The sequence below is a fragment of the Peribacillus sp. FSL R5-0717 genome, assembly GCF_038002945.1.
GTDB classification, from domain to species: domain Bacteria; phylum Bacillota; class Bacilli; order Bacillales; family DSM-1321; genus Peribacillus; species Peribacillus frigoritolerans.
This window is the reverse complement of record NZ_JBBOOF010000001.1, coordinates 5,104,031-5,123,009: the sequence shown is the minus strand read 5'-3', so window position 1 is coordinate 5,123,009 and position 18,979 is coordinate 5,104,031. Positions and strand designations below refer to the sequence as shown.

Here is an 18,979-nt window from a genome sequence, read left to right as displayed (position 1 = left end):
TACCCTTCAGCTGCTACATTCCTTATCCCGTCCTCTATATTATTCATTATATATACCTCTATTCCCTGCCTGAGACGGGTGAAACTTAAACATTTGCCACAAGAAAAAACACTCCACGCAATGTGATTTTACAGATATCTTTATCATTTATATTGTGGGACATCATAGTAAATAACCGTATAAATTCTATGATATGATATGTATTAATATAAGCTATGATTACTATTGGAGGAAGCTATCATGATGAAAATTATTAAGATCCTCATTTCTACTTTTATACTCTTGTTACTTTTCCTTAACCTCTATCCTCCGCTTGGAAGACGGACAAACAAAGAAAAGGTAAAAAGTTTCACTACTAAAGAGAATTTTGCCAAAGGGAAATTCCAAAATCAGATTCCTGCCAGTCAAGCGATGAGTCTTAAGCATACTGGTTCCATTTTACGTGATTTCATAAAACCTAATCCAAAGAGGAGGCCCGACAGTCCCATTGTAATTGGAACAAAAGAACCCGCTTCTAAGAATTCCAATAAAATCACCTGGTTTGGTCATTCTGCATTCATGTTGGAGTTAGATGGGAAAACCATTTTAGTGGATCCCATGTTTGGCAAAGCACCCACTCCCTTTCCATGGTTCGGGAACAAGCGCTTTAGCGGGGAGCTGCCTTTTGATATCGATATGCTTCCTCCTATCGATGCCGTCCTGCTTTCACATGATCACTACGATCATTTGGATTATTTCTCGATAAAGAAATTAAAAGATAAGGTCAACCAGTTCATTGTCCCACTCGGTGTCGGTGGACATCTAGAAAGATGGGGTGTTAAACAAGAACTGATTCAGGAACATAATTGGTGGGATGAAGCCTCATTCAAGGACTTGCAATTTATTTGTACACCTGCAAGGCATTTTTCTGGTAGAAGTTTAGGCGATGGCAATACGACACTTTGGTGTTCTTGGATAATTAAAGGAAAACAAGAAAAGGTATATTTCAGCGGCGATAGTGGTTATGGCAGCCATTTTAAAGAAATCGGCGAAAAATACGGTCCATTTGATTTAACTTTAATGGAATGCGGCCAATATGATGAACGTTGGTCAACCATCCATATGATTCCGGAAGAAACTGTTCAAGCACACATCGATGTACAAGGAAAACGGATGATCCCCATTCATTGGGCAGGTTTCACATTGTCTTTTCATGACTGGACAGATCCGATAGAACGGGTAACAAAAGCGGCCAATGACCTGGGTGTCCAGGTCTGCACACCTCAAATAGGCGAACCGGTAGTGCTTGGTTCGACGGATTTCCCTCAAACAAGATGGTGGAAATGAAAAAAGGGGTTCGGAAAACGTATCATTCATCAAATGATGTTCCCGAACCAAATGACCCAAAGCAATACCTTCCCCCCTCAGGTCTGGTTTCTATCTAAATGTTATATCTAAGTTGATTGGAACGGGTGTACGAGACTCCTGCATGAAAAGCGCGTCTAGGGGATAACCCGCAGGCGAAAGCCGAGGAGGCTTACTGACCGCCCGCGGAAAGCGAGTGCCCTACGTTCCAATCAACGTCCAAATTTATACAAGCAAAAAAAACTGTAGACAAACTCGATTTTCATCGAGTTTGTCTACAGTCGAAAGGTCCATCCATATTGGGATGGACCTTTTTCATTTACAATTTCCCTTCATTATACTCAAGATTCACTTTTATTGAATGCTCTCTCTTCACGCCAAAATAATTCGTGCCTATTACACCTAAAATGATTAGTATCGAACCCAATATATCATAGATCGTAAGCTTTTCATTTAGAATGAGAGCTCCTGCCGCAATCGTGACAACAGTGGAAAGATTGGCAAACACACTCATTTGCGACGCTTTTATTTTTGATAAAATCGTATTGGATAATAATGAAGTGACCAATGAAGCCAATATTCCCAAATACAAAATGGAACTGATGAATTCCATGCTCGACCATGGTGTAAAGAATTCCGCCATCGTACCTTGTTTTAAATGGTTAACGAGTGCAGCTGCATTAAAAATGACAAAGCCTGTTCCCATCATGAAAAAGGACATTTCACCTGGTGTATGGTTCCTGGCAAGTGAACGGGTCATCGTTGTATAACAAGCAGTTGCAATACAGGATAGCAGGATCAATACCATCCCAAGCATGTCAGAAAAATTGATGCTGCTCCCTTTCATCACAAAAATAAAAATGACCCCAACTACCGACAAGACAATCGAAAGTTTTTGATATAAAGATGTTTTCTCCTTAAGGAAGTATCCAGCTATCATCAATGTTAGAATTGGAGTGACGGCTGACAGAATTCCAGCATCGGTGGATTGCGAATACTTAAGTCCGAAAGTTTGAAAGGCAAAGAAAAGAGTTGGGAATAATAGGGAAAGCGGTACAAGATTTTTAACCGACTCCCAAGAATAGTTCACCTTTATGACTTTTACGGCGACCAGGAATAAAATTATGGCGAAAGAAATCGTGAACCGGAACGCCAAAGTATCAAGCGGATTCGATTCAGCAATCGCCATTTTCGTGAATAAAAAAGATAGGCCGACAATACTTGAATGAAATAGCGCTAACATGTATGCAAATGATCGGGATTTCATGGCTGCAACTCCTCAACTAGATTACTATATTCCTATTTAGGTATAGTACCCTTTGCATCTGTATTGCAACCCAAGTTAGAGGTAAAAAAACTGGTCTTTTTCTGGATATTTAACGAATTTAAGCCTATTACAATAATGTATGGTTGAATTAAATCTGAATGCATCTTATCGTAAGAAATATTAATCGACAATGACAGAGTTTTTTGGATAGGTTTCTTCTAATTCAATACTATTGCAGGCAATTGGTTCTTCAAAAGCGGTCTGGGCTTTCTGTTTTCTTTTCAAATACATACTGATGGCATAAGCAACTGTGAAGTTTATCAATAAAGCAATTAAGCCTATATTAATATTCAAGAAATTCATCTGAGCCAGATGCATTCCTATGGCGAACAGATCCCCTGCAATGAGGCCCGCTGCAAAATACCTGCAGGTCTTATGGAGCGGAAAAAGAAAATCGATAATAATCCGGGCAAGAATTGCCCAAAACCATAATAGGCTGTGTTGATCAAGTTCAGCATCAAGCTCGGCGCCAGCAATGTTAACCCCATCTAACACAACAGATAGAAGGACACCAAATCAGCACAAACAACATGATAACAATATCTCTTTTATGAAGAATCATATTCATGCCTTAACGGTGATGCCCAGTTTCAATACTTCTAGATTTCTGAAGATTCCCGAATGAATAGGTTCTGCCCATTGCTACCTTCCCGGACATCTTCACCTGAGAAATTGGCATCCGCTTCTTTTTTACTAACAACACTGTAAAGTATGATCATTTACCGTTCATCTATGATAAAATTTCAACGAGGAAGCGAGGTATACATATATGTTGGTTACTATTGTAATTTTCGTTATGGCTGGTCTGGCGGAAATTGGCGGCGGTTACCTTATTTGGCTTTGGTTAAGAGAAGGTAAATCCATTTTTCTAGGTTTAGCCGGAGGTTTCGGGTTGGTGTTATACGGCATCATTGCAACATTTCAAACGTTCCCTACCTTTGGCCGTGTATATGCTGCATATGGCGGGGTTTTCATTGTTCTTTCTGTTTTATGGGGGTGGGGCATCGATAAGAAAACCCCTGATTTATATGATTGGATTGGAGCTGTAATCTGTTTGATCGGTGTTTCAGTCATTATATGGGGCCCTAGACAGTAAAAGAATTAAAGGGCATATGATCTGACCCAATAAAGTTAGACATATAATTTAAGCAGCTTCTAAGACCTGAGTTCGGTATTCTATCGGACTCAGGCGTTATCTAAACAATTTCCCTTACGGGACATGCTTTGTATAATGCGGGAATCTTTTAAGGTTTTTTGATACTTCTTCATTTGATAATGCCACCCTTGATCCGAATGGAGGATGACCGTATCTTCTGGTTTTAGGTGTTTAATCGCCTCATCTAACATATCTCCAACAAGTTTATAAACAGGGCGTTTCATCACTTTGTAGGCAATAATTTCACCATTACATAAATCAAGGATAGGGGATAGGTAACGTTTCTCCCCAAATAAATGAAATTCCGTTACGTCTGTTACCCATTTTTGATTCATTTTCTCAGCTTGAAAATCACGTTGTAAAATATGGGGGGCAATTCGACCAACACGCCCCTTATACGAACGATACTTTTTCATACGGACTAAACATTTTACGCCCATTTCATTCATGAGGCGGTTGATGGTCTTTGGATTGTGAGAAAACCCATATTTTTTTAACTCTTTTGTGATACGACGATAACCGTAACGTCCTTTATGTTCATGATAGATAGACTGAATAGTGGCTTTTACCTTCGAATACTTATCTTCTCGATTCAAGCGTTTTTCCCAATAATAGTACGTGCTACGTGGAATATCAGCGACTTTAATTAAGGCCACAACCTCATAAATGGACTTTAGTTCATAAATTACTTGCGCTTTGATTTGGGTTGTAATTTTTCCTGCATTTGAACTAAAGTATTTAACTTTTTTAAATACGCATTCTCCATTTCCAGTTGTTTAATTCGTTCTTCAAGCTCTTTAACCGAACCTTCAATTTGTTTGGATGGATTGATATCTTTTTTCATGGATGGTCTCCCCTTTTTCTTAGAAATTAGGGCATCTAATCCATAGGCATTAACATTTATTCTCCACGTCCGAATTAGCGCTGGAGATGAAATATTAAACCTAGCGGCTGCGTCGTAAGAAGATATACCCGTTTCATTCATATAATTAAGTACATCCATTTTAAACTCCATAGAATAACTTGTATAGGATTTCTTAAATCCATCGGCTCCTTGAATTTGGTATAAACGAACCCATCCTTGAATCATTTGATACGCAACTTCACATATTTTTTGAAGATCCATATAGCTGTGCTTTCCTTCAAGGTAAAGTCGTGTAATGAAAATTTTCTGTTCGGCAGAAAAATTAGCCATAAAAAAACACCCCGTAAATGTTAGTTTGGTGTCTAACATTTACGGGGCAGTTCAAGTTTGACTACAGTCTGGGCCCTCTTAGCAAAAGAGGGCTTTTACCTAATATAGTTTTAAGCTTCCAAGACATCTTTACGCTTTCTTTTCCTTGATTCTGTTATTAGATCATAACCAAGATAAAGGATGATGGCTCCGCCTAACAATTTAACATATAACGGAATGTCTGCTACAAAGAAATAAATCATAGAGAATAATGTCCCTATAATGCATAACCAAAAAATTACATGTTTTAAAATTTTCAAAGTATTGACTCCTCACAAAAGATGAGATTAATTTCTAGTTCGCTCCACTTCAAGGGAGAATTAATTATCCGTACCATCATTCTAACATTTATTCTTTAAAGTAAGAGTGACTCATATTGCGAAATTATGAACATTTAAGTAACTTTTCTCAAAAGCAGGCTACGCCAAACAATTTCTGGAAAACCTTTACGTTATTTCTTGTCAATTTTCCATTTCATTTATGGCAAAAAAGACTAAAAAAAATAGGCATGAAATGACAGCATGGGTATCCAAGCACTGCATTTCATGCCTATAGTTCACAAGACGTTCATTTTATTGGCTTCTACGCCCATTTCTTCAGTTGGTTCCGAGTGATCATGTTTATAATAAGCCATTTTCACTGGAACGAATGATAAGGCAACTGCAGCAATGAGACCCGGAATGGCGAAGGCGATGAAATTCAATTGGATGGGCAGCGAGATGGATAATAAAAATCCACCGAGTATGGGCCCGAGCATACCGCCAATCCTTCCGATACCAGATGCCACCCCTAGGGCAGTCGATCTAATATTCGGCGGATAGTACTGGGAAACATAGGCTTGTACAAGGTTTTGGGCACCAATGGTACAGGCTCCTGCAATCGCTACCAAAGTGTAAATCACAAATGAGCTTCCTCCCATTCCCAATAGCGTCAAACTTACAGCACCAAGCGCATACATCGGCACAAGCATTTTCTTGGAACCATAACGATCACAAAGTTTAGCGATGATAAGCGTGCCTACGATAGCACCGCCTTGAAGGACGATCAAGAAACCTAAGCTTGAATTCAACGCATACCCTGCCTCGATCATTAGCTTTGGAAGCCATGTATTCAATCCATATACCATCAATAAGCACATGAAAAAGGCGATCCAGAACATCAATGTGCTAAGAGTTCGGGAATCCTTAAACAATCCAACAATCGGCATATTGGCTTCTGTTTTTTTCACTTCCACAAGTTCGTCCTTGATGTCGAATTCACTTTCCGGACTTACCTTGGATAATATTCTGATCAGTTCTTCCTTTTTGTTGACTCTGATCAGATGGGTCGAAGCCTCTGGTAATCGTTTCATCATGAAGGGTAAAAACAACAATGGTATTCCGGCAAACCAGAATATTGATTCCCACCCCAGTGTCGGCATAACCAGGATACCCAGTATCGGCGCAAGCATCCCCCCGAATGAGTAACCGCACAAAACGATTGAAACGACCATGCTCCGCATCGTTTTCGGTGCATAATCCGTCAATAAGGCAATGACGTTCGGCATGATGCCCCCAAGCCCTAACCCCGCCAGGAATCGGAAAGTCGAAAACATCGTAGGCGTATCCGCAAATCCACATAAAAGCGTAAATAAACTAAATAAAATAAGTGTAATCGCGATTACGTTTTTCCTGCCTATCCGATCTGCTAATGTACCAAAGAAGATGGCCCCGAACAACATTCCAAATAGACCGTAGCTGCCCATGGCCCCAGCTTCCACGGAAGTAAGGTTCCATTCCTCTGTCAATAACGGGACGACTGTTCCGTAAACGACAAGGTCATAGCCGTCAAAAAGGATAATGATAAAACACCATGCCAGCAATCCTAAATGAAAGCGATTAAATTTACTGTTGCTAATTACCTCGGTCGTATTAATTTTAGCCATAAAATCTTTCTCCTCTCTAGGTGACTGCAATAATTCCATCCAAATGATAGCGCTTACGTAATCATTCAAAAAATATTCGACTCACATATTTTTATACAAATAGTGAACCGAGTTATCTAATTGTTATTATAAATGCTAATTATCTGATATTTCAATAAAAACTTTCACATATTATTCATTATTCTTGAAGCCTTCACATAACCCGGTTACTAACATGGTATTCGCAATTTCTGGATATCATCTTTTTTATACGGATCTTCAACGTTCCAAACCATAAAACGACAAAAAACCAGTCCCTTATCGGACTGGTTTCTAATTATTAAAGTAGTAAGCCGCTATTGCCGTATTCAAGTAAGAAAGTTTTAAACCACCACTCCTCAAAGTGGGTGTTTGCAGAAGCAATCCTGTTGTCCAAGTCAGTGACGAGGCATAACATTCCTGTTTCAATATAAAACTCCCTATTACAGCTTAAAGGTTAAAACTTAATTATCATTACGAACAACGCAGCTTGTATAGTTATAATACCGAAATATCTTCAAACTTGCAAGTTTAATCATTCCCATGCAACAAAAAAATTTCATGCCGGACATTAAGCTGGTGCAGCCAAATTAGTTTCATGCCCAAAACGTCAAATGGTTCTCTGATTACACTATCCGTCCCCCACTTTCATTGATATCATTTCAGGGAATATCATACTTGGGTAAGTAAATATTTTAAGATAGAATGTGCAAGATAAAATGGAGACGGAATTGAAAGCGTTTGTCTTCCAAAAATCATCGGATGTTCAACACTATAATATATTCTAAATACCATTTGCAAATACATGGAAGGGGTCTATAATATTAACTAATAGATTTGATTGGAGTGACTGATTATGCTATCAAACATTGGTTTTCCCGGTTTAATTTTAATCCTTCTTTTAGCTTTAATTGTTTTTGGACCGAACAAGCTGCCTCAAATCGGACGGGCAGTCGGCACCTCACTTAGGGAATTTAAAGATGCAACCAAGGGAATAACAGAAGAAATACAAGAGGAATTCAAAGATGACGTACAAGCTGCAAAAAAAGAAACGATAAAATGAAAAAGACGCCTGCACGCAGCAGGCGTCTTTGATGCGTTTGTGGCGCAGAACCGTCAGGCCACATCCCGACGTTTAGCTAAAAGCTTGTTCTTCGACTTACACAAATTAGCTCATCGCTTTATCAATATAACATTAAACTTATATTTTATCAAGTGATTTATTGAGCAGCCTGTTAACGGCATCCATTGGGAAGTGATTTAAATCCCTATTTATAGTTTGTTCATATTCTATAGACAGCTTTGTGGCTTTTTAGATATATTCTATCAAGTTGTTTATTAAAATATAAATGAGCCCATAGAGCTGTTCTGCAAAACCGTTCAACTTCATTACAAGTTCATTGTCAATTGAGTCAATTGATCCGAGGAAACGGCCACTTGATTGAACGCTTCATTAATTTCATCGAATATTTCATTCAGCTCTGTCATTTCCTTGGTGATCTTAATATTCTGCTCTTTTACAGAAAGCATGGCCTTTGCTATATCAGTAAAAAATATGCCCGTTTCTTTTCCTTGTTTCGTGCCTTTAGTAATTTCCCCGCTAACCATGGAAATTGACGTGTTCATGACGTTGGTAAAATGAGCGATTCCATTAACCAATTTCACTACTTCAGATACCGAGTCCTTGGTATTTTTCGATAGCTTCCTTACCTCACCTGCCACAACCGCAAATCCTTTACCATTTTCACCAGCTCTTGCCGCTTCGATCGCTGCGTTCAACGCCAACAAATTAGTTTGCTCGGCAATTGAAGTGATGATCGTGACAATTCGTTCAATTTCCTTTGAAGTATTGGAAAGCTGCTCCATATCTTTTGAAATGATCGTCATTTGCTCCTGCGTTTTCACCAATCTTTTCTCTAATCCCTGTAACAGTTCGACTCCCTCATTTGACTTTCCCTCTGCATGTATGGCAATCTCGGACCCCTTTTGGGTGGAATCATGAATTTCCCCTACCTTATTTGCCATTAATTGAGTTGCTGAACTGGTCTCTTGACTGATTGCTGCCAATTCCTCTGCATTATGATTGACCTGTAGTTTCATCGTCACTTTTTCTGCTAAGTCTTTTTGGCGAATCTTCTCATTTTCAAGTTCATATGCCTCTAAAACTATTTGCTGCTCTAAATTAAAAATTTTAGTGACAGCCAGAATGTTATCTTGATATTGCTCAATATTTTTTATGTTGGAAATCACATGAATGATCAATGATGGCAATAAATCCTGAAATGCACTCATATACCATTTTGGCTGAAGTCCAATTCGCACATGTACTTGTGCGATAATATAACGCTGTTTAATATACGCATCATCAATGGTTCCGCTAAACTTTCGAACATATGACGATGCAGTGTCTTTTTCAACCTATCAACAGAACCATTGTCCTTAATGATTTTCATTAAAGAGGGTTCATTTTCTAAATTTTTATAAAAGTTCCCTACAATTTGTGTCAAATGTCCCTTCACTTGTTCCTGTAAAGAACGAATTATACACAAATCCTCGATGGTCAAATGAATCATGTCCACTTGATTCAATACGCTCGGATATTCCCTAATATTGATACCGACGTGTTCTTTATATTGCCTATAGTCTATAGAATCTATCTTTTGTTTATTTCTCCATATTCTTTTCATGATTGAATTGCCCCCCATTTTTTAACCCATATATACTATTTCGACATAAAGTCTGTTAATCTTAATTCGCTTTGAGAAATTTTCTTCTTTCACATAATACTTATGAACGATATATGTCCAAACAAAAAAGACACTCCAGAGAGTGTCTCAGATCGTATACTTTTTGAGAGAGTGTAGAATATGAACGTTGATTTCCACTTCAGGCACTCGCTTTCCGAGGGCGGTCCGGGAGCCTCCTCGGCGCTCTTGGCGCCTGTGTGGTCTCCCTTGGACGCTCTTTTCCCGTAGGAGTCTCGTACCTTCCGTTCCAATCAACCGGAATATATTTTTATGAAAAAACTGTAGGTTGGATTCATTTCGAACACTTGAATATGCTCGCGACCTCCTACTGAATAACTGGCTAGCGAAAAACAAAAAAACATGAAGGATAACCAAGGTTTCATTTTAGTCGTTAAACTGAAACGCTCAAAAAGTGTCTTTTTCAATGATCTTTTTCCTGCTGGTTAAGATTGGAATGCTTACGGGAATAAGCGAAGTAAATGACTACTCCGATAGCCATCCAGATTAAAAACCTTATCCATGTATGACTCCCTAGCTGAATCATCAAGAATACACAAAAAACGATTGCCAGGCCAGGAACGAGCGGTACTGCCGGACAATAAAAAGCTCGTTTCATATCCGGTCTTGTTTTACGTAAAACGATAACCGCTACGGAAATCATCGTAAAAGCAGTCAATGTTCCAATGTTGACCAACTCTGCCAATTCACCAAGAGGTATGAATGCTCCCAATAGGGCCGCTATCATACCAAATATCCATGAAGCTGCATAAGGTGTTTTATATTTTTTATGAAGTTTTGATAAGGATTTTGGCATCAGCCCATCACGTGACATCGCAAACATAATTCGCGTTTGGCCATACAACATTACCAAAATCACCGTTGTCATTCCGAGGAAGGCACCTAGATCGATGATTCCTGCAACCCAATTTTGTCCTGCGCTTTGCAAGACCAAAGAAATCGGGTGATCAAGTGCCTTGCTGAATTGCGCATACGGTACCACACCTGTCATGATTAAACTTACGACCATATAAAGCACAACACAAATGACCAAAGATCCAAGGATTCCGCGTGGTAAATTCTTTCCTGGATTTCTTGTTTCTTCAGCAGCAGATGCAACTGCATCAAAGCCGATGAAGGCAAAGAACATTAAGGCGGCAGTTGAAAATACTCCATCGATACCAAATGGCATGAAAGGCTGCCAGTTTTCCGGCTTCACATAATAAATAGAAGAAACGATGAACAACAACACTACCAACACTTTAATAACGACCATTATATTATTGATTCTGGTCGTTTGTTTCGTACCTATGGAAATCAAAAAGGTAATCGCCATGACGATCAAAAAGGCCGGCAAGTTCATATAAGTCGTGACACCTCCGACCGAACCCGGTGCTGCCGTCAATTTCTCTGGAAAGTTAATTCCGAATCCACTTAAAAATGATTGGAAATAGCCCGACCACCCGGCTGATACGGCACTAACAGCCAATAAGTATTCAAGAATTAAATCCCATCCGATTATCCAAGCGGCGAATTCACCTAAAGTTGCATAAGCATACGTATAAGTCGAACCGGATACCGGCACGGAAGCTGCAAATTCTGCATAAGAAAGTGCAGCGAATAAACAGGCAAGCCCTGCAATGACGAAAGATAATGAAAGTGCAGGACCAGCATTCACTGCACCAGTACCTGTTAATACAAATATGCCTGTCCCAATAATCGCTCCGATTCCTAGCATCGTTAAATCCCAAACCCCCAGTTCCCGTTTCAATCCCTTACCGCCGGAACCTGCGTTTTTCAACAAGTCCTCAATGGACTTCTTCCTAAAAATACTCATGTTTTTTCCTCCGTAAATTTTATAAACTATTCTGAAAACTACAGACAAATAAATTCACTTACCATTTATATCGAAGAAATTTCGACAAATTTCTACAATTCCTGAATTGTCTGACTTTCAAATTATACGTATTACCCCTTCCTTCGTCAATGATTTATTATTGTAAAATTCTGTTTTTTGGATTTTATTTGGAAGGGAAGCCTTAATATTCAACAGGAATATCAATATTTAACAAATAAGGATGAACAATTCATTATTTTAATATCAATAAAGTGAGCTATTGGAGTATTTCAATTAATTTTTTCTTGTATAAGTTCTAATATTTTTAATCCAATATTGGATCATTCGATATTTTGTATATATATTATTATGAAATAATACTCCAATATTATTCTGATCATTCATGCACCAATAGTTTGACGGAATCAAAGTACATTACTATACTTATTAAGTCTTAAAAAAAGTACGGGAATTATGCTTAATAATTGAAGAAGGTGACATTCATGGATTTTGCAATTACCTATCTGTCTTTTTATTTAATCCAAGTCGAAGGAAAAGGCGATCAGGCTGATAAGCGTTTTAAACATTTCCAAACTCTTGATACTGAAGAATACGAAGAAAGTCCTCTAAAGGATTTTTTGGATGGGGAATTGATGAAGATTTCCAAACGGAAAGTCGACCGTCATCCAAAAACCGAACAAATACCGACGAAAATTGGTTCTTTTATTGTCGAAGAAGGACATGCACTTGATTCCAACCCTAATTACAATGTATTTAACCGTGTTCGATATGCAAAAACAAAACAGGAATTCCAAGAGGAAAACGAACAATTCACGCGGTCTTATATTGATACAAGTGCCGTCCGTGGCGGTGTCTTCATAATCGCATCGGCAAAATTAACGAAATATCTTGATGAACCATTCGTTTTCTTACTAAAATGTGATTTTGAGCCGAAAGTTGCTTCCATTTCGGATGAACGGACCTTGATTAGGCACGTTGAAATGGCAATCACCACTAAAAATATGAAATCCATCCAATACCCATACATGCCCGAAGAAGGTATGGTCGAAGAAGGCGAACTGAAGATCCACCAGGCCTCACATGCCCGCTACTTCGAGGACTTCTTGAAATTCGTCGAATATGGCGAATCGATGCCGGAAATCATGAAAAACCAGGTCATCCATATGGTCCATGAACATGTATCCGCACAATTGGAAGAAAACAGTGACGAACTGCAGAAGTTTGAACAGGACCTGGAAATCTGGGAAACAAGCGATAAACGCGAAATCCAGGAACGCCTTGAAACGCACCAAGTCGTCGAAGCCACAGCCCAGATTGTCGAGCATACACCTGAAGCCGAACTGCGTATGAAGCTTGGCAGTACATCCATAAAAGGACTATTAGCCGATTTTGGCGAAAGCATCCATTTAGGAAAGATTAATGGGAAGTATGTATTGATGATAGAATCCAATACAATAGAGTTCGATAAAGGCGTGTCGCCGATTGAATTTCATAGGCCGGATGATTTGCAACTACTAATCGAAAAAATCATAAATAAAAGTTGATAAATAGTCCGAGTTTTGTGAGCAAAAATGTGAGCAGTATGTGATCAATTTTAGACCTTAAAATACTTTTAATACTCTTAAATCTAACTACTAACTTTTGTTAGTAGTTTCTCCAGTTTGTTTATTTTTTCTAAGTCCTATTTTCAATTAAGAAGTTAAATATATTTTTTAGAAATGCATGCTGATCATGAGCCTAAGTAAATACTGCTACTTAGGCTCTTTTCTTATAGAACTTGTTTTCATACAACTTCACGTTCTGGTATTTCAAAGTTATAAATTTCCCCTTGCCTGCCACGTTTAGGAAGATTCTTTTGCATTTTCTCATAAGAAGTTAGCTTCCTCATTGTAGCGAATAACACTTCCACCGTGACTTTTGCAGCTTCTTTATTACCTTTCCTATCGTATATTTATCAAGTTACTTCTTTAACTCGGTAATCTCTAACTCAGTGGCTGTGATAATTTCTTGGAGGACATCATTGGCGAGAGTAATGGAAGGAAGATATCTGTTATTCATTAGTTGATCACCCTGTATTCACAGATGAAGTCAACTGGAGAATCATAAGGAAAGTGTTCTTCATGCCATTGAACCACACCCTCTGATGTTTCTACATTGTATGTAAACACTTCGCCAGTTCCAGCTACATAATCGAAAAGCTAAAGAATATACCTCAGCTCAGTTAAGGGGAATTAATAAAGAAAGAAAAGCTAGTGATAATAATATCCTTTACAATAAATTTCCTGTTTCCATGGAATTTTTGCGTTTTTTAATTCTAAGCAACCTAATTGGCGCATTTTCTTTATAATTTCTGATCTATCCTTATCAGGAAATAGAGCTTCTAATTCCTCGATTGTAGATAATATTGTTTTTTCTTCAAGTAATTTTTCTTAATCTTTGTAAAGGTCTATGGAAGTTAAATATTTTCAAACTTTAACGAACATAAATACTGGCTGTTGTGAGGTAAATAGAAAGTTTCCTTATTATTTAAGTGATTTTTTACAATACTCGGCAAAATATAAGTACTATTTGATTTATACAAAAAGCTCGGTTAGTCAAAAAGCCGAGCTTTTGTTACTCTATTTTTTCCATTTTTTAAAGCATTCATAATAACATTCGTAAATATTTTTCGAAGTTAACTCCTTCTACTTTAGGAATTTGCTCCAAGGAGGAATCATTGATAGCCTCTGTCAGGAATGCCACTGCGAGCTGTACGGATTTTTCTAGGTTCTCTCCACGCATCATGCTTCCCATAATCACAGATGCAAATAAATCACCAGTACCTGAATAGCTTTCACCGTTATACTGCGTCGCACTATAAAAGGTTCTACTTCCGTCCAAATACATATTTCCGATAAACTGCTTCTCTGAATCTGCTGACGGTGGATTCATTCCAGTGATGATAACCTGAGCTCCCGTTTCTTGCTGCAACATATTCCCTGCTTCTTCTATCGCTTTAATATAGTCCTCTTCGTTAGAATAGCTATGCAGCTTTTCATAAGACAATCCGGTTAATAAACAGCACTCTGTAACATTTGGTGTAATGACATCTGCACGCTTCACCAGTTCTCTCATAAGTACCAGTAATGCATCGGTAAAAAGTTTATAGACTTCTCCTATATCCCCCATTACTGGATCAACAAGTAAAATGGTTTCTTTTGTATAAAATTTATCTAAAAAATGGAAAATATTATTAATTTGCTCTTCACCAGTAACGAAGCCGGTATAGATTCCATCAAAGGTTACATTAAGCTTGCTCCATTCTTCTATGAAGTTTTTCATTTTGGATGTAAAATCTTCACAAAAAAAACTTGGATATCCGGTTTGCGCAGTCAATATGGCCGTTGGTAAAGGGCATGCCTGCACGCCCATGACCGAAAGAACCGGAATTGCAGCTGTTAATGAACATTTTCCAAAAGATGATAAATCCTGTAGTACAGCAACTTTTTTCATAATAACCTCCATATGGCCTATCCACTTTAAACTTTATTTATCTTATCATAAATCAGCTAAAAACAGTCATCTCCTCTCTCTTTTCAATACGTATAATATCTGTATTTTTTTCAACTGACCTCATAGTTTTTTAATAAATTGACACTTTTATAGACACCAGTCTTTTGCTAAAATCATAGGAAAATTCTAGTTAGGAAGGTTTACAGATATGCAAAATACACAAAGTTATTCAAGGTCAAGTCAAAAAACTATGGATTTAATTATTACCGCAATGTTGATTGCACTTGTGTTCGTATCTACATTCTTTTTGAATATTAAACTGCCAATTGCCGCAAATGGAGGGTTAGTTCATCTAGGAACAGCTATGCTTTTTATTGCATCTATTTTATTTGGTCCTAAAAAAGCAGCTCTTGCTGGTGCGATAGGAATGGGGTTATTTGATATAGTTGGAGGGTGGGCATTGTGGGCACCTATCACCATTGTGGCGCGTGGTTTGCAAGGATATATAGTTGGTAAAATCGCTTGGTCAAAGGGTCGCAACGGTACTAGCATTGCTTTCAATGTAATAGCAACAATCGTTTCAATTCCATTTATGATAGCTGTTTATTATATTGGTGAAGGGATTCTATACGGTAATTGGATTGCACCTTTAGCTTCGATACCTGGAGATCTCGTTCAAAATATATTAGGAATTATCGTTGCCGTCCCAGTTTGTGTTGCTTTGAAAAAGGTTCCTTATTTTAAGTAAATTCGCTATAAAGGTAAACGTCAAGTAGCCCCCAAATACTACATGGATGGTGTATTTGGGGGCTATGTTTTGTTTGCTTCCCTTTTTATCGGTACTCTGCATGCAGAGGGTAAACTAGATGACCACGACAAGACTTTATCTATTTCTTTTTTCATTCTTAAGTCTTTTAACATGAGCTCTCATTTTATCTAATTCCATTTGTTTCCCTTCTTCATCATTTGCCAATGCAGAAAATAAAGCTATCGTGCCTAATTTGTCGAATTCTACATCTCCAGATCCACCTTTAGTAAAACTAAAGTATAGTTCCGTAAACGCCTTAGCCATTAATTCGTAGTTAGGTTCATTTACAAAATAGCCATTTCCTCGCAGGCTATGTATTTTTTCACTCATCCCCCATCGTACCGCACCATTACCATGCTCTATTACCTCACCACACTTACTGCATAGCTTAAGTAGTTGTATACTCATCATGTCCTTAACTTCTTAATCCTACATACACTTAACTATCGATCCGTACATTTCAGCCAATAGTAATTATGATTATCCATACCCGCCAATTTAAATTAGTCTCTCGCCTTCTGTCATACGGATCATCTATGCATGAATAGATTCACGGTTAACACATCCTTATTTAGACAAATAAAAAAAGCCTGAGCATTTTGCCCAGACTCCTATCCAGAAATCATTTTTGGTATGTTGGTTTTTTAACTGCTATCAAAACCCAAAAGACCATGATTATTGGAATGAAAAATAAATTTAAATTAATTCTTTTATCAACGATAATTGAAAAAACATCGTTGATAATTAAACAAACTAAGCTTAATAAAATGCATAAAAGCAAAGAATGTAACGATAATTTCAGCATATTTATTCTCGAAAAGTCAGGTATGTCAAACAATGTGTTTCCCCCTTAGTTTCGGATATTTTACCAGTATCCTAGTGCTTTACAAGCCTTTTTAACTTTAGGCTTCTTTTTACCCCATTTGTGCCAAGCGAAATAAGTTCCTAATTTTATACAAGTCTTGAACTATAAAAGTAGCAACAGTCATCCCAACAACAGCCCCAAATACAAGTTTTAAAGCATTTTTGAACGCTGATCGTCTTGTTTAAGTATTTTCCTTCTCTAATAATTCTTTTGCGTCATAAATTTTTTACCATATTAACAGGATATTACCCTAATTTTATCCAACCTTCTACAATTCATCAAATCTTTACATGATTAATACATTTATTGAACTTATCTATTTTATAATTAAATTACAATTTAATAATTCACATCATATGGAGGATACAATTATGGAAATAAATGAAAGGCAACCATTTGAGTCTTTTTTATCTCCTCGTCAACTTACTGAGCTAAAAATCTTATCTATTAAAACAAACATAGCTTTCCATGAATTATTAGCAATGCCATCAATAGTCTCACTTCTGGAGAAACTGAACAATACTACCGAACTAAATAATGAGCTTAATAATAAAGAAATGATATTAAGAAATAAAGTTTTCATTAATAAAAATAAAGAAGTATTAAAAAAGACACAAAAAGCACTCGACCAATTAGGTTAAGTGCCTTTTCTATGTATTACATTCTAAAAAAGAATAAGTCATCACTTGGTTAAAGTAGATGTCTAGTTTTTCTTATGTTTCCATCCCTCATTACATAATAAAAAGCCACCCTTTTGGGACGGTTTGGATTTTGTTAATAATAAAATTTCAGACTTAATGTTTCCAAAACACTTAAAGTATTTCTTGATAAGCCCACAGTTGATGGTTATAGAGTAAACGACTATATAGAAGATCACCAATAATAAAGAATAAGATGGTCGGATAATAATCCAATTGCCCCATTTAATCCCTGCTAATAAAAAAAGCGCAGTAAATACAAAATGCATTTTATTCTCCAATGTTTTTTACTACAAATTATTCCGATCCTGTTAAAAAAGTATGCAAAAAAAGCACTCAAGTTATGAGCGCTTCCTGTGTGGTTAATATTAATGAATATCTCTCTTCTTGAACCGTCCACCCCGTACCTCCGCAATATTTGCCATTGCTAAGAAAGATGAAGGGTCGATTTCTTCAACAATTGTAGTTAACTTGGATTCTTCAAGTCTGGTAATTACACAGAAGATAACCTTCTTGTCTTCTCCAGTAAAAGCACCCTCACCATGTAAGTATGTCACACCACGTCCTAAGCGACTATTGATTGCATCACCCATCTCTTTTGCTTCATCGCTAATTATCCACACTGACTTTGTTTCTTCCATTCCAGTAATAACAATGTCAATGGCTTTAGCAGCTATTACATAAGCTAAGATTGAATACATAGCCCTATCCCATGTGTAAACGAATCCGGCAGAACCAAGTATAAATAGATTGATGAACATAACAATTTCACCAACAGAAAAAGGCACTTTTTTACTTATTACAATCGAAAGTATTTCTGTACCATCAAGAGCACCACCGTTACGAATTACTATTCCCACACCTATACCTAAAAAAATTCCGCCAAAAATTGTAGCAAGAAGGATATCTTCAGTGAAGGGAGGGATAGGATGAAAATATGTCGCAAAAATGGAAAGCATTATAATCCCATATATAGTAGATATAGCAAAGGTTTTTCCAAACTGTTTATATCCCAGATATACAAATGGTAGGTTCAAAAGGAATAGAAAGATTCCCAGTTTTATACCGGTAACGTGAGAAAGCATAATGGAAATGCCTGTAATGCCTCCATCAATTACATGATTGGGAATTAAAAAGATTTCCAATCCAGTGGCCATTAGCAAAGCACCAATTGTAATAAGAATGATCCGTTGGATAATTATCAAACGAGGTAACTTTCTATGCTGCTTTTTTAGTGCTTCCGTCAGAAAAATCACACCTTTTTATTATTCATTTATTACTATTATACTCTAATATTAAATCAGGAAAAATAACTTTGAATAATAGAATTCCTAACCTACCGCATAGTTTCTTCCGACTGTTTGTTACATCGCTCTCCAAGCTGTCCATGTGGTCATGTCTGAAACGGTACGCCTTAACATAATTGAACCTGTAGAACCGTGGTAAGGGAATGCTATTTGTAGAGCTGAAGCAGTTCCCGATTGGAAGTGCAGGACTCCCCAAGAGTTTGC

16 protein-coding genes, 1 other RNA gene and 2 pseudogenes are annotated in these 18,979 nt (G+C 37.4%); 6 read left to right on the top strand and 13 right to left on the bottom strand.

Annotated elements, in window-relative coordinates:
- Positions 1-240 precede the first annotated feature (240 nt).
- On the top strand, positions 241-1,326 hold the full coding sequence (locus tag NYE65_RS24555) for an MBL fold metallo-hydrolase (RefSeq protein ID WP_340861933.1): 1,086 nt from the start codon (positions 241-243) through the stop codon (positions 1,324-1,326).
- 337 nt (positions 1,327-1,663) lie between these two features.
- Here NYE65_RS24555 and NYE65_RS24550 read toward each other — a convergent pair whose 3' ends face one another.
- Positions 1,664-2,611 (bottom strand): DMT family transporter, encoded by a 948-nt coding sequence (locus NYE65_RS24550; RefSeq protein ID WP_328177951.1) that lies wholly within the window; start codon positions 2,609-2,611, stop codon positions 1,664-1,666.
- A 180-nt stretch (positions 2,612-2,791) separates the two neighbouring features.
- A complete protein-coding gene (locus tag NYE65_RS24545) occupies positions 2,792-3,166 on the bottom strand; it encodes a hypothetical protein (protein ID WP_340861932.1) in 375 nt (124 codons plus the stop codon).
- Between the two features lie 274 nt (positions 3,167-3,440).
- Here NYE65_RS24545 and NYE65_RS24540 point away from each other — a divergent pair, with 274 nt between their 5' ends.
- Complete coding sequence (locus NYE65_RS24540; RefSeq protein WP_054395923.1) at positions 3,441-3,767, top strand: YnfA family protein; 327 nt, start codon at positions 3,441-3,443, stop codon at positions 3,765-3,767.
- A gap of 92 nt (positions 3,768-3,859) precedes the next feature.
- Here the strand turns inward: NYE65_RS24540 and NYE65_RS24535 are convergent.
- From NYE65_RS24535 to ssrS, 5 genes and pseudogenes are all read right to left on the bottom strand, one after another.
- A pseudogene (locus NYE65_RS24535) lies at positions 3,860-4,812 on the bottom strand (IS3 family transposase); the annotation flags it as partial.
- Positions 4,813-4,872: 60 nt separating this feature from the next.
- Positions 4,873-5,022: pseudogene (locus NYE65_RS27365) on the bottom strand (helix-turn-helix domain-containing protein); the annotation flags it as partial.
- A gap of 110 nt (positions 5,023-5,132) precedes the next feature.
- Positions 5,133-5,321 (bottom strand): hypothetical protein, encoded by a 189-nt coding sequence (locus NYE65_RS24525; protein WP_340861930.1) that lies wholly within the window; start codon positions 5,319-5,321, stop codon positions 5,133-5,135.
- Positions 5,322-5,617: 296 nt separating this feature from the next.
- Positions 5,618-6,985, bottom strand: a complete 1,368-nt coding sequence (locus tag NYE65_RS24520; RefSeq protein ID WP_034312106.1) for an MFS transporter — start codon at positions 6,983-6,985, stop codon at positions 5,618-5,620.
- A gap of 325 nt (positions 6,986-7,310) precedes the next feature.
- A non-coding RNA gene (ssrS, locus tag NYE65_RS24515) (6S RNA) lies at positions 7,311-7,498 on the bottom strand.
- Between the two features lie 361 nt (positions 7,499-7,859).
- Here ssrS and tatA point away from each other — a divergent pair.
- Entirely contained in the window at positions 7,860-8,066 is a 207-nt protein-coding gene (tatA, locus tag NYE65_RS24510) for a twin-arginine translocase TatA/TatE family subunit (RefSeq protein WP_034312109.1), read from the top strand.
- Between the two features lie 326 nt (positions 8,067-8,392).
- Here tatA and NYE65_RS24505 read toward each other — a convergent pair whose 3' ends face one another.
- The 3 genes from NYE65_RS24505 to NYE65_RS24495 all read right to left on the bottom strand — a co-directional run bounded on the left by NYE65_RS24505 (position 8,393) and on the right by NYE65_RS24495 (position 11,584).
- Positions 8,393-9,358 (bottom strand): globin-coupled sensor protein, encoded by a 966-nt coding sequence (locus tag NYE65_RS24505; protein ID WP_340862184.1) that lies wholly within the window; start codon positions 9,356-9,358, stop codon positions 8,393-8,395.
- Positions 9,292-9,690 carry a protoglobin domain-containing protein gene (locus tag NYE65_RS24500; protein WP_340861929.1) on the bottom strand — a complete coding sequence of 133 codons (399 nt, stop codon included), beginning with the start codon at positions 9,688-9,690 and terminating at the stop codon, positions 9,292-9,294. Before NYE65_RS24500 ends, NYE65_RS24505 begins: the two co-directional genes overlap by 67 nt.
- Positions 9,691-10,171: 481 nt before the next feature.
- A complete protein-coding gene (locus NYE65_RS24495; RefSeq protein ID WP_340861928.1) occupies positions 10,172-11,584 on the bottom strand; it encodes an amino acid permease in 1,413 nt (470 codons plus the stop codon).
- Positions 11,585-12,087: 503 nt separating this feature from the next.
- On the opposite strand from NYE65_RS24495, the gene NYE65_RS24490 reads away from it, so the two are divergent.
- Positions 12,088-13,149: a DUF3900 domain-containing protein gene (locus NYE65_RS24490; RefSeq protein WP_340861927.1), complete on the top strand. Its 1,062-nt coding sequence runs from the start codon at positions 12,088-12,090 to the stop codon at positions 13,147-13,149.
- Positions 13,150-14,248: 1,099 nt separating this feature from the next.
- On the opposite strand, the gene NYE65_RS24485 is transcribed toward NYE65_RS24490, so the two are convergent.
- Positions 14,249-15,097 carry a pyridoxamine kinase gene (locus NYE65_RS24485; RefSeq protein ID WP_340861926.1) on the bottom strand — a complete coding sequence of 283 codons (849 nt, stop codon included), beginning with the start codon at positions 15,095-15,097 and terminating at the stop codon, positions 14,249-14,251.
- A gap of 208 nt (positions 15,098-15,305) precedes the next feature.
- Here NYE65_RS24485 and NYE65_RS24480 point away from each other — a divergent pair, with 208 nt between their 5' ends.
- Positions 15,306-15,845, top strand: a complete 540-nt coding sequence (locus tag NYE65_RS24480) for an ECF transporter S component (protein WP_057277721.1) — start codon at positions 15,306-15,308, stop codon at positions 15,843-15,845.
- Positions 15,846-15,980: 135 nt separating this feature from the next.
- Here NYE65_RS24480 and NYE65_RS24475 read toward each other — a convergent pair whose 3' ends face one another.
- On the bottom strand, positions 15,981-16,316 hold the full coding sequence (locus NYE65_RS24475) for a hypothetical protein (RefSeq protein ID WP_340861925.1): 336 nt from the start codon (positions 16,314-16,316) through the stop codon (positions 15,981-15,983).
- Positions 16,317-17,141: 825 nt separating this feature from the next.
- Here NYE65_RS24475 and NYE65_RS24470 point away from each other — a divergent pair.
- Positions 17,142-17,411: a hypothetical protein gene (locus NYE65_RS24470; RefSeq protein WP_053534936.1), complete on the top strand. Its 270-nt coding sequence runs from the start codon at positions 17,142-17,144 to the stop codon at positions 17,409-17,411.
- A 425-nt stretch (positions 17,412-17,836) separates the two neighbouring features.
- On the opposite strand, the gene NYE65_RS24465 is transcribed toward NYE65_RS24470, so the two are convergent.
- Positions 17,837-18,715: a YitT family protein gene (locus NYE65_RS24465; RefSeq protein ID WP_095395772.1), complete on the bottom strand. Its 879-nt coding sequence runs from the start codon at positions 18,713-18,715 to the stop codon at positions 17,837-17,839.
- Positions 18,716-18,979 lie beyond the last annotated feature (264 nt).

What these genes read in the sequence shown, in the direction of transcription:
- NYE65_RS24555 (WP_340861933.1), top strand. Translation starts at nt 241, where the DNA reads ATGATGAAAATTATTAAGATCCTCATTTCTACTTTTATACTCTTGTTA.
- NYE65_RS24550 (WP_328177951.1), bottom strand. Translation starts at nt 2,611, where the DNA reads ATGAAATCCCGATCATTTGCATACATGTTAGCGCTATTTCATTCAAGT.
- NYE65_RS24540 (WP_054395923.1), top strand. Translation starts at nt 3,441, where the DNA reads ATGTTGGTTACTATTGTAATTTTCGTTATGGCTGGTCTGGCGGAAATT.
- NYE65_RS24520 (WP_034312106.1), bottom strand. Translation starts at nt 6,985, where the DNA reads ATGGCTAAAATTAATACGACCGAGGTAATTAGCAACAGTAAATTTAAT.
- tatA (WP_034312109.1), top strand. Translation starts at nt 7,860, where the DNA reads ATGCTATCAAACATTGGTTTTCCCGGTTTAATTTTAATCCTTCTTTTA.
- NYE65_RS24500 (WP_340861929.1), bottom strand. Translation starts at nt 9,690, where the DNA reads ATGAAAAGAATATGGAGAAATAAACAAAAGATAGATTCTATAGACTAT.
- NYE65_RS24495 (WP_340861928.1), bottom strand. Translation starts at nt 11,584, where the DNA reads ATGAGTATTTTTAGGAAGAAGTCCATTGAGGACTTGTTGAAAAACGCA.
- NYE65_RS24490 (WP_340861927.1), top strand. Translation starts at nt 12,088, where the DNA reads ATGGATTTTGCAATTACCTATCTGTCTTTTTATTTAATCCAAGTCGAA.
- NYE65_RS24485 (WP_340861926.1), bottom strand. Translation starts at nt 15,097, where the DNA reads ATGAAAAAAGTTGCTGTACTACAGGATTTATCATCTTTTGGAAAATGT.
- NYE65_RS24480 (WP_057277721.1), top strand. Translation starts at nt 15,306, where the DNA reads ATGCAAAATACACAAAGTTATTCAAGGTCAAGTCAAAAAACTATGGAT.
- NYE65_RS24475 (WP_340861925.1), bottom strand. Translation starts at nt 16,316, where the DNA reads ATGATGAGTATACAACTACTTAAGCTATGCAGTAAGTGTGGTGAGGTA.
- NYE65_RS24470 (WP_053534936.1), top strand. Translation starts at nt 17,142, where the DNA reads ATGGAAATAAATGAAAGGCAACCATTTGAGTCTTTTTTATCTCCTCGT.